We start from the raw sequence: 14,864 nt of genomic DNA, 5'->3' as shown, positions 1-14,864 counted from the left end.
GCGCGGCGCGAACGGACGGTCAGACGGACGCCGGCACGGCGGCCGTTTGGCCCGGCTGGCTGACGGCCCGGTCCCTGGCTTCCTGGAGCGCTGCGAGCGTGTCGAGTGCGCGCTCTTCGTCGGCGGTGAGATCGACCAGAAATGCGTCGTTGTTCTGCTTGATCCAGTCGAGGGGCATGTCCCACCACGCGAGCTGCAGCAGTCGTTCGCGCACTTTTTCCGTGAAGCGGAAGCGAATCAGACGGGCCGGCGAACCGGCATAAATGCCGTACGCCTCGGTGCGGAAATTGGGCGGGATGACGGCCCGCGCGCCGATCACGCATCCGCTCTCGATCTGACTGCCGCCGAGAAACAGCGCTTCGTCGCCGATCCAGACGTCGTTGTGGATCACGGTGTCCGCGTATTGCGGCATCGGCGGATTCTCGAGGCCGTTACCGTAGAGGCTGAGCAGGCTCGTGGAAATGGTCCGGATCTCGTGCTGGCCATTCAACAGGAACCGCAGACGCATTCCGCCAGCCACGTGCTTGCCGATCACGAGTTTCTGAACGTCCCGATCGTACTTTGCGATCGAGCCCACACCGATCGACGAGCACCGGCCGATATGACACGTCCCCATCGGCGCCTCTTCATCGACCCAGTTGCGGAAAAAATTGTTCGGAATCGCCGAAAAGGCGCCATCCCGGTAGCCGAGCACGATGAAATGCTTCGCCCACGGATGGTCAGGCAGCACGCCAATACAATCGTCGGAGGTCGTAACGTTCATTCGCGGTCGCAAGTGTGCCGGTGCGGCGGCTCGATGCCGGGCCGCTCGAAACAGCGGTGGAAAACGTCGCGGCACATCGGCCACGAGCATGGACGATGCAGTATAGAAAGCCGGCGACGGTAGCCGACATCGAATAAGAACGGCGTTCTGGCTTCTGTTCCGGAGATAGGGGCTGGTGGGGTCTCGCGTGCCCACGGCTCGACGTACCACGCGTCGATGAGGAATTGCCGGCAGCGGCCGGCGCGCGAATCATTTCGCGCTCGAGCGTTGGCGCCCGATTTTCCTTCGTGATGCTCACACGTCGGCAGAGTCGCCGCTTCGATCCGGCCAGCCGGTTCCGTCACGGGAGCCGGCCGCAGTGGCGATGTGGCTACGTGCTGCCGCGGCCTTCACCAACGACGCGCCCCTCACTCTCCATCACCGCCCCCGCGCTCAATTACTCGACGAACACCCACCGCAACTACTCGAACTGCACGAGCTGGAACTGCACGAACTCGACGAACTGCAGCTCGACGACGAGCAACTGCTGCCGGAAGAATCCGAGCCGCCCGTGCGCGCTGCCATCGCAGCCCGCGCCAATGGCGGCGGCTCCATCAACGCACTTGCATGCGCGGCCCATGCGGTGCCGGCCAGCGCTCCCGCGCCGAACAGCGCAGCGGTCCACAGCAACTCGTCCGGCGTATTGCGCGCGTCCTGTCGATCCTTCCGGTGCGCGTCGAGCGTCGCCCGCGCGCCAATCGAAAGGCCGGCGCGCCCGAAACCGGTCATGCGTCGCACGATCATGCGGTAGGCGATCACGAACACCGCCATGCTGATGCCGAGCAGCAGCACCGGTCGCCCGCGACTCAGTCCGACCGCGAGTTTCGCCATGCCCGTGCCCAGCACGATCAGCAGAATCGCGCGCGCGGCCAGCCGCGCCATGAGCATCTCCCCGGGTGCCCAAAACCAGCCACGCCGGCGTGTCGCATCCGCGTGTTCGGACGCACGGCGCGCAAGAAGCTGACGGAACGCGCCAAAGCTCGCCTCCCCGCCTGGCTGCGCGCCGAGCCATTCGCACTCGTCCGCGTAAGCCCCCGCGCGTGCCGGGTCACCGATCTGTACGCGAGTGCCCAGCCGTCCGGCCATCTTCAGGTCGATCGCGCCTGCATGAATCAGCGACAGCGTCATGACTTGCACAACCCGCGGCTCCTCGCCCGAGATATACGCAACCTCCTCGGGCGTCAGGTCCGGCACCGCTTCACGCGTGAATACGCTCCTACGCCGGCAACGGTATTCGATCTGCTGCAGGCCGACGATCAACAGCAGCGCAATGATGCAGGCCGGCACGTAGAACGCGAGAAACTGCGGTCCCGTGTAATTCAGCACGTTGAAGTCCTGCGCCGATGCACAGGTCGCGGCGACACTTGCGAAGGCCGCCGGCCACACGAGTTTCGGCAGCCGACTGCGCCAGGTTCTGCCGATCGGTGACTCCCGTTCGGCCGATGCGCCGGCAGCAAGCCGATCTGGCCCAAGCTCCGACGATTCCGGCGCGGCACGCAGGCCGGCAGGCCGCGGCCAGATCGACTCCGGCGGCTCGCAGCCGAACAGCCGGCGATAGCTGTCCAGCGTGTCGCGATAACGCTGCGCGTACACGGCGGCCTCGTCCGGCGCGCCCGTGCCGGGCATGTGATGCAGCCGCGCGCGCAGCACGCCGGCGCAGAAGACGTCCCAGTATTCGAGCGTGTATTGCAGGTGGAAATGCCATGCGGCATCGACCGCGACCGACGGCGTGACCGGGTGTCCGGCCGCCTGCGCGAGAAACGCGAAGCGCTTGTATTCGTCGATCACGGCCAGCGCGTGCGCATGCGACCAGCCTTCGGCTTCGGCAAGACGCCGGCTGTACGGCAACGGCGCGTTCGGGTCGTCAGGGGAATACGCGTGCAGACGCGCGAGCAACGCGTGCTGCGCATCGGTCAGCGCGCGGGCATCGACTGCGATCGAGGTAGACGGAATGGCAGCCATCGGGAGTCGGCGCGATGCGCGGACGGCCGCCGCGATCGACGCTTGGAGTTGTCGTTGCGGGGGATTCTCGCACATCGGCGAGGCGGCGCGACGGCGTGCCGGCCACCTGCATCCGGGGCCGCTCGCCGCGTTGCGCCGCGGGTCGGAAAGTCAGAAATCGAGCTGCGCGATCGTGATGTCGAGCGCGGCCGCGACCTTCTTGCGCATCGACTTGCGCAGCTTCCCGCGCTTTTCCTGTTTGGCGTAGTCCGACCGACTGATGCCAATCCGCCGCGCGACCTCGGCCCGCGTCAGGCCGAGATGCTCGCGCCACGCACGGGCGGGCGAGCTTCCGTCGAACACGACGCGCGTCACGAGCTCGTGCGGAATCAGGTCGCGTGCGGCGCACCGCTGCGCGACATAGTCCGCGTACGGAATCACGACGAAGGCTGGCGCGCCGTCCGGGCCGTTGATGATCTGGACTGGGAGGGATTTGCTCATGCGGGGATCGCGCCGCCGGCTTCTGGGCGGCTGTTCGTCGTTTCGGTCGACATGCTCAATCGGTGTTTCAGGCGGGCTTCGGGTGCATCGAACGACATCGGTGCAAGGTTTCGCTCGGTCGGATGCGTGCGATCGGAAACCGCCATTCGGATAGCCGGCCGGAATATTACTGCAAGCGGAGAAATGGTGATGCGGATGAGACGGCGAAACCGCCGAACGCCTGAACAGGCATGTTTTGGCGCGCCCGGCTGGGATCGAACCAGCAACCCCTGCCTTCGGAGGGCAGTACTCTATCCATTGAGCTACGGGCGCGTGTGACAGTGAAACGACCCCAATATACAGGCCGCCCACTATTGGCAAGACGGCAAGGATACCCGGTTTCCCATGACGCGTCCACCTTGCCCGACGAATCCCCGCCGCACCGTGCTGCGTGCGGGTAAACACGCGCCATCGCACCGCTCGCCGTGATGTAAACGTTCCGTCTATAATCGTCCGTGCTTCATTGGACTGCCATTTTGCCGTTGCACCGCGCTCACAATTCCTATTCACGGAGACGAGGCAAGCATGAGCGAAGCACCCCACGAATCTCCCGTCAAAACCCCCGGGCAGCTGATTGCCGTCATCATCGCGTCGTTCGCGATTCCGATCATCCTGATCGTCCTGTTCGCCAATTATGCGAACCATGCGTTCCGCGCCGGCGCCGGCACGGACGCGCTATCCGACGAGCAGGTCGCCGCGCGTATCGCCCCGCTCGCGCAGGTCGAAGTGAAGGACGCCAACGCGCCCCGCACGTACAAGACCGGCGAGGCTGTCTACAAGGCCGTCTGCGTGACCTGCCACGGCACGGGCGCCGCCGGCGCGCCGAAATTCGGCAACAAGGACGACTGGGCGCCGCGCATCTCGCAAGGCTTCGACACGCTGCTGAAGACGGCACTGGCCGGCAAGGGCGCGATGCCACCGCGCGGCGGCACGAGCCCCGACGACGTCAGCGACTATGAAATCGCCCGCGCGATCGTCTACATGGCGAACAACGACGGCGCGAACTTCCCCGAACCGGCCGCACCGGCCGCCAACGCGGCGCAGCCCGCCAGCGGCGCGACAGGCGCATCGGGCCCGGCCGACGCCGCGAGCGCGCAGATCGCCGCCGCGCAGGCCGCGATCGCCGCGATCCCGAAGGCCGGCGAACAACCGGCGGCCGCCCCGGCCAGCGCCGATGCGGCAACCGCCGGCAAGGCGCTGTACTCGTCGACCTGCGTGGCCTGCCACGGAGCCGGCGTGCTCGGCGCGCCGAAGTTCGGCAGCAAGGAAGACTGGGCGCCGCGCCTGAAGGACTCGATGGACACGGTCTACAACTACGCGCTGCACGGCAAGGGCGCGATGCCGCCGAAGGGCGGGTCGAACGCATCCGACGCCGACGTGAAGGCCGCCGTCGACTACATGGTCAACTCGGCGAAGTAACACCGGCCGGCCAGAAAAAACCCCCGCGGCGCACACGCACCGCGGGGGTTTGTTTTTTGCCTGACCCGCTGACCCGCTGACCGGCTGACTGTCAGATCGTCGGATCGTCGAAACACCGCACGCCCGACGGCGCCGCCGCGTCACTTCTGCAGCAGTGCCTTCAGGCTGGCGAGCCGGTCCTTCGGCGACATCGGCGCCTCTTCCGGGGTAGGCGGCGGCGCATCGTCGAGCCCCATCTCCGGAATGAAGCGCGACGGCTCGCACACGACCGTCTCGCGCGCCCGCTTGCGCTTCTTGCACCAGTTCAGGTGCAGGCTGCGCTGCGCACGCGTGATCGCGACGTACATCAGCCGGCGCTCCTCCTCGATCCGCTCGTTGTCGATCGGGCCGTCGTCCTCGCTGCCGCCGCGGTGCGGCATGATGCCTTCCTCGACACCGACCAGGAACACGTGCGGATACTCGAGCCCCTTCGACGCATGGACGGTCGACAGCCGCACGGCGTCCGGATCCTCGTCCTTGCCCTCGAGCATCGACATCAGCGCGACGGTCTGGATCAGGCCGAGCAGGTTCTTGCCGGTATCGGCGAGCCCGTCGGCGTTGTGGAAGCCTTCGGCCTCGCCGTCGACGGCTTCCGTCTCGGGCTTGGTGCCCTTGCGCTTCAGCCATTCGAGGAATTCGAGCACGTTCTGCCACTTCGACTGCGCCTGGCGCTCGTCGAACGCGTCGTACAGGTACGCCTCGTAGTGGATCGCCTCCATCATGTCGTCGAGCACGACGGTCGCGGGCTCCTTGTCCGCGCGCTCGGTCAGGCGCTGGATGAAGTCGCAGAACATCCGCAGCGGCTCGACCTGGCGCGCCGACAGCCGCGCCTCGATGCCGCCCATGTACACCGCTTCGAACAGCGACACCTTCGCCTGGCCCGCGAACGAGCCGAGCGCCTCGAGGGTCGTGTTGCCGATCCCGCGGCGCGGCGTCGTGACCGCGCGGATGAACGCGGGATCGTCGTCGGCGTTCGCGATCAGCCGCAGGTACGCACACAGGTCCTTGATCTCGGCCTTGTCGAAGAACGACTGGCCGCCCGACAGCACGTACGGAATGCGTTCGCGCCGCAGCACCTGCTCGAAGATGCGCGCCTGGAAGTTGCCGCGATACAGGATCGCGTAGTCGCGAAACTGCGCGCGCCGCTCGAACTTGTGCGCGGACAGCCGGAACACGACCGATTCGGCTTCATGCTCCTCGTCGTTGCACGCCGTGACGGTGATCGAATCGCCCATCCCGTGCTCGGACCACAGCTTCTTCTCGAACAGTTTCGGGTTGTTCGCGATCACGTTGTTCGCGGCGGTGAGGATGCGCACCGTCGACCGGTAGTTCTGCTCGAGCTTGACCAGGTGCAGCTTCGGGAAATCCTTGCCGAGCTGCGCGAGGTTCTCGAGCGTCGCACCGCGCCAGCCGTAGATCGCCTGGTCGTCGTCGCCGACCGCCGTGAACGCCGCACGCGGGCCCGCGAGCAGCTTCAGCAGCTCGTACTGACACGCGTTAGTGTCCTGGTACTCGTCGATCAGCAGGTAGCGCAGCTTGTTCTGCCAGCGGTCGCGCACCTGCTCGTTCTTCGCGAACAGCTCGGCCGGCAGGCGGATCAGGTCGTCGAAGTCGACCGCCTGGTACGCGTGCAGCGTCGCGACGTAGTTGCGGTAGACCAGCGCGGCCTGGTGCTCGTCCTCGTTGGCCGCGATCGCCATCGCCTCGTCGGGCATGATCAGGCCGTTCTTCCACAGCGAGATGATGCTCTGGATCTTGCGGATCAGCCCCTTGTCGGTCGTGCCGAGCTGCTCCTGGATCATCCCGAAGCAGTCGTCCGAATCCATGATCGAGAACTGCGGCTTCAGGCCGACGTGCTCGGCCTCCTGGCGCAGGATCTGCACGCCGAGCGAGTGGAACGTGCAGACGGTGAGCTGGTTGACGGGCACCTTGCGCCCTTCCTTGCCGGGCGTGGTGAGCGTCTTGCCCTCGAGCAGCTTCCCCACGCGCTCGCGCATTTCGGCGGCCGCCTTGTTCGTGAACGTGACGGCCGCGATGTGGCGCGGCTCGAAGCCTTTCGCTTCGATCAGGTGCGCGATCTTCTGCGTGATCACGCGGGTCTTGCCGCTGCCCGCGCCGGCGAGCACGAGACAGGGACCGTCGAGGTAGCGCACCGCTTCGTTCTGGGCGGGATTGAGGCCTGCGGACATGATGGCGGATGGTGTTGCGGTTGACGGCGGAACGCCGGGAGGATGCCGTGCGCGGCGGGCCGGCGAAGCAGGCGGACACGCGGGGCAGGACGCGCATGTTAACACGTCGGCGGCCCGCTTTTCGGGAGCGCCGCTGGACGGGGCCGCGCGGCCGGATCCCGCGGCCGCCCCTTGTCCGTCCGGCCAATCCGGCCCCGTTCGCGCAGCGATCGGCCACAATATCTCCACCCGGCGCCGCCCCGCGCCCAACCGCCTGAATCGCCTGAATCGCCTGAATCGCCACCGGATCGACATCATGGGATACCCGTTTGCCACCGCCGCCCTTGGCCCGCTGCTGTTCGCGCAGGGGCGCTACGTGCGCCGCGTCACGCCGCGCCTGCCCGAGGCGGCCGGCCCGCGCGACGGCGTGGCGGGCGACGGCCCCCCGCTGCGCGTGCTGGTGGTCGGCGATTCGGCCGCCGCGGGCGTCGGCGTCGCGACGCAGCGCGACGCGCTGTCTGGGCAGCTGGCGAACGCGCTCGCGGCCACGCACCGCGTGCACTGGAAGCTGCTCGCGCGCACAGGCCTGACCACGCGGGAGCTCGTCGACTGGCTCGCCGCCGCACCGGCCGAGCCGTTCGACGTGGCCGTCACGTCGCTCGGCGTCAACGACGTGACGGGCGGCGTGCCGCCGGCCCGCTGGCAGGCGCAGCAGGCCGAGCTCGTCCGGCTGCTCGCGACGCGCTTCCGGGTCGGCCACGCGATCCTGTCGGCGGTGCCGCCGATGGAGCGCTTTCCGGCGCTGCCGCAGCCGCTCGCGTGGTATCTCGGGTTGCGCGCGAAACGGCTCAACACGGCGCTCGCCGGCTGGGCCGCGACGCAGCCGCACTGCACGTTCCTGCGCGTCGAGCTGCCGCTCGAGCGCCACCTGATGGCCACCGACGGCTTCCACCCCGGTGCCGCCGCCTGCACGGTGTGGGCCACGCAAGTCGCCGCCGCCGTGCTGCGCCGGGCGGCCGCATGACGTACCACGACGCCCCGGCACCGGCCTTTCACCGCGCGGGCCGGCAGGCAAAATCCCGCACGGGCGACACACGGGCCCGCGCAAAATGCCGGCCTTCCTTGCGCAAGCGCCGCGTCGCACGGCGCGTTTCGCCCGAACGCCCCGGTACGAGCGGCTGCGCCATGCCAAAATAGCCGGTCGTCTTCGCGCCGTCTCGGCGCACCATCCTTTAGTTTCCTTCGCAGCCAGGGATTGCCATGTCGTCATTGCTCAGGATTGGTTTGATGGGTTTCGGTTTCGCCGGCGCGACGTTCCACGCGCCGGTCATCGCCACGAGCGGCCGCACTGAAGTCGCCGCGATCGCGACGGGGCAGCCCGATCGCGCACAGGCCGCGTATCCGGGCGCGCGCGTCGTCCCCGATCTCGACACGCTGCTCGGCCTCGACGACATCGAATGCGTGGTGATCGCCACGCCGAACGACACGCACTTCACGCTCGCGCGCCAGGTACTCGAAGCCGGCCGCCACGTGGTCGTCGACAAGCCCGTCACGCTCACCGCCGACGAGGCGCTTGCGCTCGCGCGGCTCGCGAACGCGCGCAGCCGGCTGTTCGCGCCGTTCCACAACCGCCGCTGGGACGGCGATTTCCTCACCGTGCGCCGCATCGTCGAATCGGGCGAGCTCGGCCGGCTCACGTATTTCGCGTCGCACTTCGACCGCTTCCGCCCGACGCCGCGCACGCGCTGGCGCGAGGAACCCGCCCGCGGCGGCGGCCTGCTGCTCGACCTCGGCCCGCACCTGATCGACCAGGCGCTCGCGCTGTTCGGCCTGCCCGAAACGGTGGGCGCGACCGTCAAGACCCGTCGCGACAACGGCACGGCGCCCGATTTCGTGCACCTGCAGCTCGGTTACCCGGACAAGGACGTGGCGCTGCATGCGAGCGCGCTGTCGGCGATCGAACCCGCGCGCTTCACACTGCACGGCACACGCGGCAGCTACCAGAAGTTCGGGCTCGACACGCAGGAAGACCAGCTCAAGGCCGGCCTCACCGCGGACGACGTCGAATTCGGCGGCGGCAATCCGCCGGGCCTGCTGCGCGTGCTCGACGGCGAGGTCGAGGTCGAACGCCCGGTGCCGACACTCGACGGCCAGTACGCGGAGTTCTATCGCGCGCTCGCCGCGTCGATCCGCGACGGCGCGCCGTTCCCCGTCACCACGCAGGATGCCGTCGACGTGATGACGATCATCGAGCTCGCCGCGCAGAGCGAGCACGACGGCCGCCGGCTGCCGTTCGTGCGCCGCACGATCTGACACCGCGCGCCGGCCGGTCGCGGCCGGCCGGCACGCGCGCGGCCGGCCCGGCGGATTCGATTACAGGAACATTCGGTTACAAATGCCGGGGGAACGAAAGTCAGCGTCCGACCGGTCTGACGCGTTTCTCGAAAAAGTCGATCCGACACCAATCCGTCTGGAGAATGTTGATGCAACGGTTGATTCGCGCAGCAGCGTGCTGCGTCCTGGTTTCCTCGCTTGCGGCCTGTATCGTGCAGCCGCAGCAGCCGGTTCGCCCGGCCCCTCCGCCGCGCCCGAATCCGCAGGTCGTCGCGAACGAGCGGATGCAGCAGATCCAGGGCCGGATCGAGAACCTGCACCGCCGCATCGATGCGCGCGTGAACGGCGGCTACTACCCGCCGCCGTACGGCGCGCAGCTTCACCACCGCCTCGACGTGATCCGCCAGGAAGCGAACGACATGTCCGCGCAGCACAGCGGCGGCCTGTCCGGCGACGAGCAGCGCGTGCTGAACCAGGAACTCGACACGGCCGCGCGCGCGATCGGCGAGTAACGCACCGGCGCCCGCCGGCGCGGAAAAAGCGGCGGCACCGCTTGTCGCCGCTTACCGCCGCTTGTCGCGAAGCGACATTCTTTTGCTCAAATTGACAAGGCCCACCTGCTCGCGTACAGTCGCCCGCACGCGTCGGGAGAGCGTGTGACCGTGCTGTTTCAGCCGGTTGCGCCGCCGAAGGGGCACACCCGCAAACTCTCAGGCAAAAGGACCGACCGCGTCGGGGAACCTCGTCCGTGCATCGCGCGGGCCACACACTCCCCGCACTCTGGAGAGCGGCAGTAGCCCGCAGCGCATAGGCTGCGCGGGCAGGCTGCCCACCGAAGGGGCGCGCGTTCGCCAGGCCTGGCCGGCAGCGCAATCTCTCAGGTATCGAGGACAGAGGGGCATGTACCGGATCGCTCGCAGGCCGTCGGCCGCGGTGGTCGGCACATGGCCGTTCTGATCCGCGCGCAAGCGCCTTGCCTGAGGCCTCGATGACTGCACTGAATCACACCCCGCTCAACGCCGCGCACCGCGCGCTCAATGCCCGCATGGTCGACTTCGGCGGCTGGGACATGCCCGTCAACTACGGCTCGCAGATCGAAGAACATGAAGCCGTGCGCACCGACGCCGGCATGTTCGACGTGTCGCACATGTGCGTCGTCGATTTCACCGGCAGCCGCGTGCGCGCGTTCTTCGAGTACGCGATCGCGAACAACGTCGGCAAGCTCAAGACGCCCGGCAAGGCACTCTACTCGTGCCTGCTCAATCCGCAGGGCGGCGTCATCGACGACCTGATCGTCTACTACTTCACCGAAGAATTCTTCCGCGTCGTCGTCAACGCCGGCACGGCCGAGAAAGACATCGCGTGGTTCAACCAGCTGAACGAGCAAGGCGGCTACGGCGTCACGATCGCGCCGCGCCGCGATTTCGCGATCATCGCCGTACAGGGCCCGAACGCCCGCGAAAAGGCCTGGGCGACCGTGCCCGCCGCGCGTGCCGCGACGAGCGAGCTGAAGCCGTTCAACGCCGCGCAGGTTGCCGGCACGCCGTTCGGCGATCTCACCGTCGCACGCACCGGCTATACCGGCGAAGACGGCTTCGAAGTGATCGTCCCGGCCGTGCACGTCGAAGCGCTTTGGAACGCGCTGCAGCAGAACGGCGTGCGCCCGTGCGGGCTCGGCGCACGCGACACGCTGCGCCTCGAGGCCGGCATGAACCTGTACGGCCAGGACATGGACGACACCGTCTCCCCGCTCGACGCGGGCCTCGCGTGGACGGTCGACCTCGGCGCGCCGCGCGATTTCGTCGGCCGCGCCGCCCTTGAAGCCAACGGCACCCGCGCCGCGTTCGTCGGCCTGATCCTGCAGAAGGAAAACGGCAAGGCGGGCGGCGTGCTGCGCGCGCACCAGAAGGTCGTCACGCCGCACGGCGAAGGCGAGATCACGAGCGGCACGTTCTCGCCGTCGATGCAGGAATCGATCGCGTTCGCGCGCGTGCCAGCGGCCGTCCAGATCGGCGACATCGTCCAGGTGCAAATTCGAGACAAGAATCTTCCCGCGCGCGTGGTAAAACTGCCGTTCGTGCGCAACGGCAAGGTCCTCGCTGCGTAACGGCCGGGCGGCCCGCCTCCCGGAAAGCCGGGAGATGGCGCCCGGCGCAACACCACACCCGGCGCGCCCCGGCGGGCGCGCCAGCAAAACGAACAAACCCTTTTATCAGGAGCATCCGATGAGCAACGTCCCGGCCGATCTGAAGTACACCGACGAACACGAGTGGATCCGCACTGAAGCCGACGGCACGCTGACGGTCGGCATCACCGATCACGCGCAGAACACGCTCGGCGACATCGTTTTCCTCGAACTGCCGGCCGTCGGCAAGCAGGTGAAGGCGGGCGACGCGATCGGCGTCGTCGAATCGGTGAAAGCGGCGTCGGACATCTATTCGCCGGTGTCGGGCGAGGTGGTCGCGATCAACGCGGACGCCATCGACACGCCGGAAGAGGTGAACAGCGACGCGTACGACACGTGGCTGTTCAAGATCAAGCTCGCCGCCGGCGCATCGACCGACGGCCTGCTCGACGCCGCCGCCTACAGCAAGCTGATCGACTAATTCCCTTACCCGAACCGCGCGACGCCGGCCGCCGGCCGGCCCGCGCGGGACCAGAGTCACGCCATGAAGCTCGAACACCCGGACCGCCTGATGAACCGCACGCCCCTCTCGCTCGCCGCGCTCGAAACGCACGACGCGTTCGCCGAACGCCACATCGGCCCCGACGCCGCCAGCCAGCAGGCCATGCTCGACACGCTCAGCTTCGCGTCGCGCGCCGCCCTGATCGACGCCGTGATCCCGGCCTCGATCCGCCGCGCCGAAACGCTGCCGCTCGGCCCGTTCGCGCAGCCGAAGAGCGAGGCCGAAGCCCTCGCCGCGCTGCGGGTTCTCGCGGACAAGAACCAGGTGTTCCGCTCGTATATCGGTCAGGGTTACCACGACACGCACACGCCGGCCGTGATCCTGCGCAACGTGCTCGAAAACCCGGCGTGGTACACGGCCTACACGCCGTACCAGCCCGAAATTTCCCAGGGCCGCCTCGAGGCGCTCCTGAACTTCCAGCAGATGGTCGCCGACCTGACGGGCCTCGCGATCTCGAACGCGTCGCTGCTCGATGAAGCCACCGCCGCCGCCGAAGCGATGACGCTGCTGCAGCGCACCGGCAAGCCGGCATCGAACGTGTTCTACGTCGCCGACGACGTGCTGCCGCAAACGCTCGAAGTGATCCGCACGCGCGCGCTGCCGGTCGGCATCGAGGTCAAGACGGGCCCGGCCGCCGACGCGGCGCAAGCGAATGCATTCGGCGTGCTGCTGCAATACCCGGGCGTGAACGGCGACGTGCGCGACTACCGCGCGCTCACCGAAGCGATCCACGCGGCCGGCGGCCACGTGGTCGTCGCGGCCGACCTGCTCGCGCTGACCGTGCTGACGCCGCCCGGCGACTGGGGCGCGGACGTCGCGATCGGCAACACGCAGCGCTTCGGCGTGCCGATGGGCTTCGGCGGTCCGCACGCCGCGTATCTCGCGGTGCGTGACGAATTCAAGCGCCAGATGCCGGGCCGCCTCGTCGGCGTGACGGTCGACGCGCAGGGCAAGCCCGCGCTGCGCCTCGCGCTGCAGACGCGCGAACAGCACATCCGCCGCGAGAAGGCGACGTCGAACGTGTGTACCGCGCAGGCGCTGCTCGCGATCATGGCCAGCATGTACGCGGTCTACCACGGCCCGCACGGCCTGAAGACGATCGCGCTGCGCGTGAACCGCATCGCCGCGCTGTTCGCCGCCGGCGTAAAGCAGCTCGGCTTCGCGACCGTCAACGACACGTTCTTCGACACGCTGACGATCGATACCGGCGCGCGCACCGCGCAGGTCCATGAACTCGCGAAGGCCAAGCGCATCAACCTGCGCCGCGTGAGCGACACGCAAGTCGGCGTATCGGTCGACGAAACGACGACGCGCGACGACCTCGCCGATCTCCTCGACGTGTTCGCGCAGGCCGCGGGCGGCACCGCGCCGGCCGTCGATGCGCTGGACGCGGGCCTCGCCGGCGTCGCCGCGCTGCCGGCCGGCCTCGAGCGCACGAGCGCGTACCTGACGCACCCCGTGTTCAACCGCCACCATTCCGAAACCGAAATGCTGCGCTACCTGCGCAGCCTGTCGGACAAGGATCTCGCGCTCGACCGCTCGATGATCCCGCTCGGCTCGTGCACGATGAAGCTGAACGCGACGTCGGAAATGCTGCCGGTCACGTGGCCCGAATTCGGCGGCATCCATCCGTTCGCGCCGGCCGAGCAGACCGTCGGCTACCGCGAGATGATCGACCAGCTCGAGCAGATGCTCGTCGCGGCCACCGGCTACGCGGCCGTGTCGCTGCAGCCGAACGCCGGCTCGCAGGGCGAGTACGCGGGCCTGCTGATCATCCACGCTTACCACGCATCGCGCGGCGAAGCGCACCGCGACGTGTGCCTGATCCCGGCATCCGCGCACGGCACGAACCCGGCGTCCGCGCACATGGCCGGCATGAAGGTCGTGGTCGTCGCCTGCGACGCGCAGGGCAACGTCGACATCGCCGATCTCAAGGCCAAGGCCGACGAGCACGCGAAGAACCTCGCGGCGATCATGATCACGTATCCGTCGACGCACGGCGTGTTCGAGCAGAACGTCCGCGAGATCTGCGAGATCGTGCACGCGCACGGCGGCCAGGTGTACGTCGACGGCGCGAACATGAACGCGATGGTCGGCCTGACCGCGCCGGGCCAGTTCGGCGGCGACGTGTCGCACCTGAACCTGCACAAGACCTTCTGCATCCCGCACGGCGGCGGCGGCCCGGGCGTCGGCCCGGTCGCGGTCGGCGCGCACCTCGCGAAGTTCCTGCCGAACCAGCGTTCGACCGGCTACTCGCGCGACGAAAACGGCATCGGCGCGGTGTCGGCCGCGCCGTACGGCTCGGCGTCGATCCTGCCGATCTCGTGGATGTACATCGCGATGATGGGCGCGAAGAACCTGACCGCCGCGACGGAAACCGCGATCCTCAACGCGAACTACATCGCGAAGCGCCTCGCGCCGCACTACCCGGTGCTGTATTCGGGCCCGGGCGGGCTGGTGGCGCACGAGTGCATTCTCGACCTGCGCCCGATCAAGGAATCGAGCGGCATCACCGTCGACGACGTCGCGAAGCGCCTGATGGATTACGGCTTCCACGCGCCGACGATGAGCTTCCCGGTGCCGGGTACGCTGATGGTCGAGCCGACCGAATCGGAATCGCAGGAGGAACTCGACCGCTTCATCGCCGCGATGATCGCGATCCGCGAGGAAATCCGTGCGGTCGAGGAAGGCCGCGCCGACCGCGAGGACAACCCGCTGCGTCACGCCCCGCACACGGCGGCCGTCGTCACCGCGAACGAATGGCCGCACGCGTACTCGCGCGAGCAGGCCGCGTACCCGGTCGCGTCGCTCGGCACGAACAAGTACTGGCCGCCGGTCGGCCGTGCGGACAACGTCTACGGCGACCGCAACCTGTTCTGCTCGTGCGTGCCGATGTCGGAATACGCATAACGCACACGAGGCCAGGAGCCGTCC

The 14,864-nt window shown here is 68.2% G+C and carries 11 protein-coding genes, 1 tRNA gene and 2 riboswitches; of the genes, 7 read left to right on the top strand and 5 right to left on the bottom strand.

Features of this window, described 5'->3' with window-relative positions; genetic code table 11:
• Window positions 1-19: 19 nt before the first annotated feature.
• The 4 genes from AB3K92_RS23125 to AB3K92_RS23110 all read right to left on the bottom strand — a co-directional run bounded on the left by AB3K92_RS23125 (window position 20) and on the right by AB3K92_RS23110 (window position 3,556).
• Window positions 20-763, bottom strand: a complete 744-nt coding sequence (locus AB3K92_RS23125; protein WP_369466851.1) for an acetyltransferase — start codon at window positions 761-763, stop codon at window positions 20-22.
• Window positions 764-1,195: 432 nt separating this feature from the next.
• Entirely contained in the window at window positions 1,196-2,764 is a 1,569-nt protein-coding gene (locus tag AB3K92_RS23120; protein ID WP_301854566.1) for a TIGR04222 domain-containing membrane protein, read from the bottom strand.
• Window positions 2,765-2,914: 150 nt separating this feature from the next.
• Complete coding sequence (locus tag AB3K92_RS23115) at window positions 2,915-3,244, bottom strand: helix-turn-helix domain-containing protein (RefSeq protein ID WP_059490270.1); 330 nt, start codon at window positions 3,242-3,244, stop codon at window positions 2,915-2,917.
• Window positions 3,245-3,480: 236 nt separating this feature from the next.
• Window positions 3,481-3,556: transfer RNA gene (locus AB3K92_RS23110), tRNA-Arg, on the bottom strand.
• Window positions 3,557-3,808: 252 nt separating this feature from the next.
• Here AB3K92_RS23110 and AB3K92_RS23105 point away from each other — a divergent pair.
• Complete coding sequence (locus AB3K92_RS23105) at window positions 3,809-4,702, top strand: cytochrome c5 family protein (RefSeq protein ID WP_060159677.1); 894 nt, start codon at window positions 3,809-3,811, stop codon at window positions 4,700-4,702.
• Window positions 4,703-4,842: 140 nt separating this feature from the next.
• Here AB3K92_RS23105 and AB3K92_RS23100 read toward each other — a convergent pair whose 3' ends face one another.
• A complete protein-coding gene (locus tag AB3K92_RS23100; RefSeq protein ID WP_048025221.1) occupies window positions 4,843-6,930 on the bottom strand; it encodes a UvrD-helicase domain-containing protein in 2,088 nt (695 codons plus the stop codon).
• Window positions 6,931-7,225: 295 nt separating this feature from the next.
• On the opposite strand from AB3K92_RS23100, the gene AB3K92_RS23095 reads away from it, so the two are divergent.
• The 6 genes from AB3K92_RS23095 to gcvP all read left to right on the top strand — a co-directional run bounded on the left by AB3K92_RS23095 (window position 7,226) and on the right by gcvP (window position 14,840).
• Window positions 7,226-7,933 carry an SGNH/GDSL hydrolase family protein gene (locus tag AB3K92_RS23095; protein ID WP_369465879.1) on the top strand — a complete coding sequence of 236 codons (708 nt, stop codon included), beginning with the start codon at window positions 7,226-7,228 and terminating at the stop codon, window positions 7,931-7,933.
• Between the two features lie 236 nt (window positions 7,934-8,169).
• The gene (locus tag AB3K92_RS23090; protein ID WP_042978333.1) at window positions 8,170-9,222 is read left to right on the top strand and encodes an oxidoreductase; all 1,053 of its coding nucleotides are present in this window, start codon (window positions 8,170-8,172) and stop codon (window positions 9,220-9,222) included.
• A gap of 170 nt (window positions 9,223-9,392) precedes the next feature.
• Window positions 9,393-9,755, top strand: a complete 363-nt coding sequence (locus AB3K92_RS23085) for a hypothetical protein (protein WP_021164193.1) — start codon at window positions 9,393-9,395, stop codon at window positions 9,753-9,755.
• Between the two features lie 123 nt (window positions 9,756-9,878).
• Window positions 9,879-9,980: riboswitch (glycine riboswitch) on the top strand.
• A 33-nt stretch (window positions 9,981-10,013) separates the two neighbouring features.
• Window positions 10,014-10,147, top strand: a riboswitch (glycine riboswitch).
• Window positions 10,148-10,231: 84 nt separating this feature from the next.
• Window positions 10,232-11,350: a glycine cleavage system aminomethyltransferase GcvT gene (gcvT, locus tag AB3K92_RS23080; protein WP_369465878.1), complete on the top strand. Its 1,119-nt coding sequence runs from the start codon at window positions 10,232-10,234 to the stop codon at window positions 11,348-11,350.
• Between the two features lie 118 nt (window positions 11,351-11,468).
• Window positions 11,469-11,849 carry a glycine cleavage system protein GcvH gene (gene gcvH / locus AB3K92_RS23075; RefSeq protein WP_021164191.1) on the top strand — a complete coding sequence of 127 codons (381 nt, stop codon included), beginning with the start codon at window positions 11,469-11,471 and terminating at the stop codon, window positions 11,847-11,849.
• 63 nt (window positions 11,850-11,912) lie between these two features.
• Complete coding sequence (gene gcvP, locus AB3K92_RS23070) at window positions 11,913-14,840, top strand: aminomethyl-transferring glycine dehydrogenase (protein ID WP_369465877.1); 2,928 nt, start codon at window positions 11,913-11,915, stop codon at window positions 14,838-14,840.
• Window positions 14,841-14,864: the final 24 nt, after the last annotated feature.

Source organism: Burkholderia sp. Bmkn7 (genome assembly GCF_041103175.1).
Classification (GTDB): Bacteria; Pseudomonadota; Gammaproteobacteria; order Burkholderiales; family Burkholderiaceae; genus Burkholderia; species Burkholderia cepacia.
The sequence above is the reverse complement of the archived record's forward strand: the minus strand, read 5'-3'. Positions and strand labels throughout refer to the sequence as shown.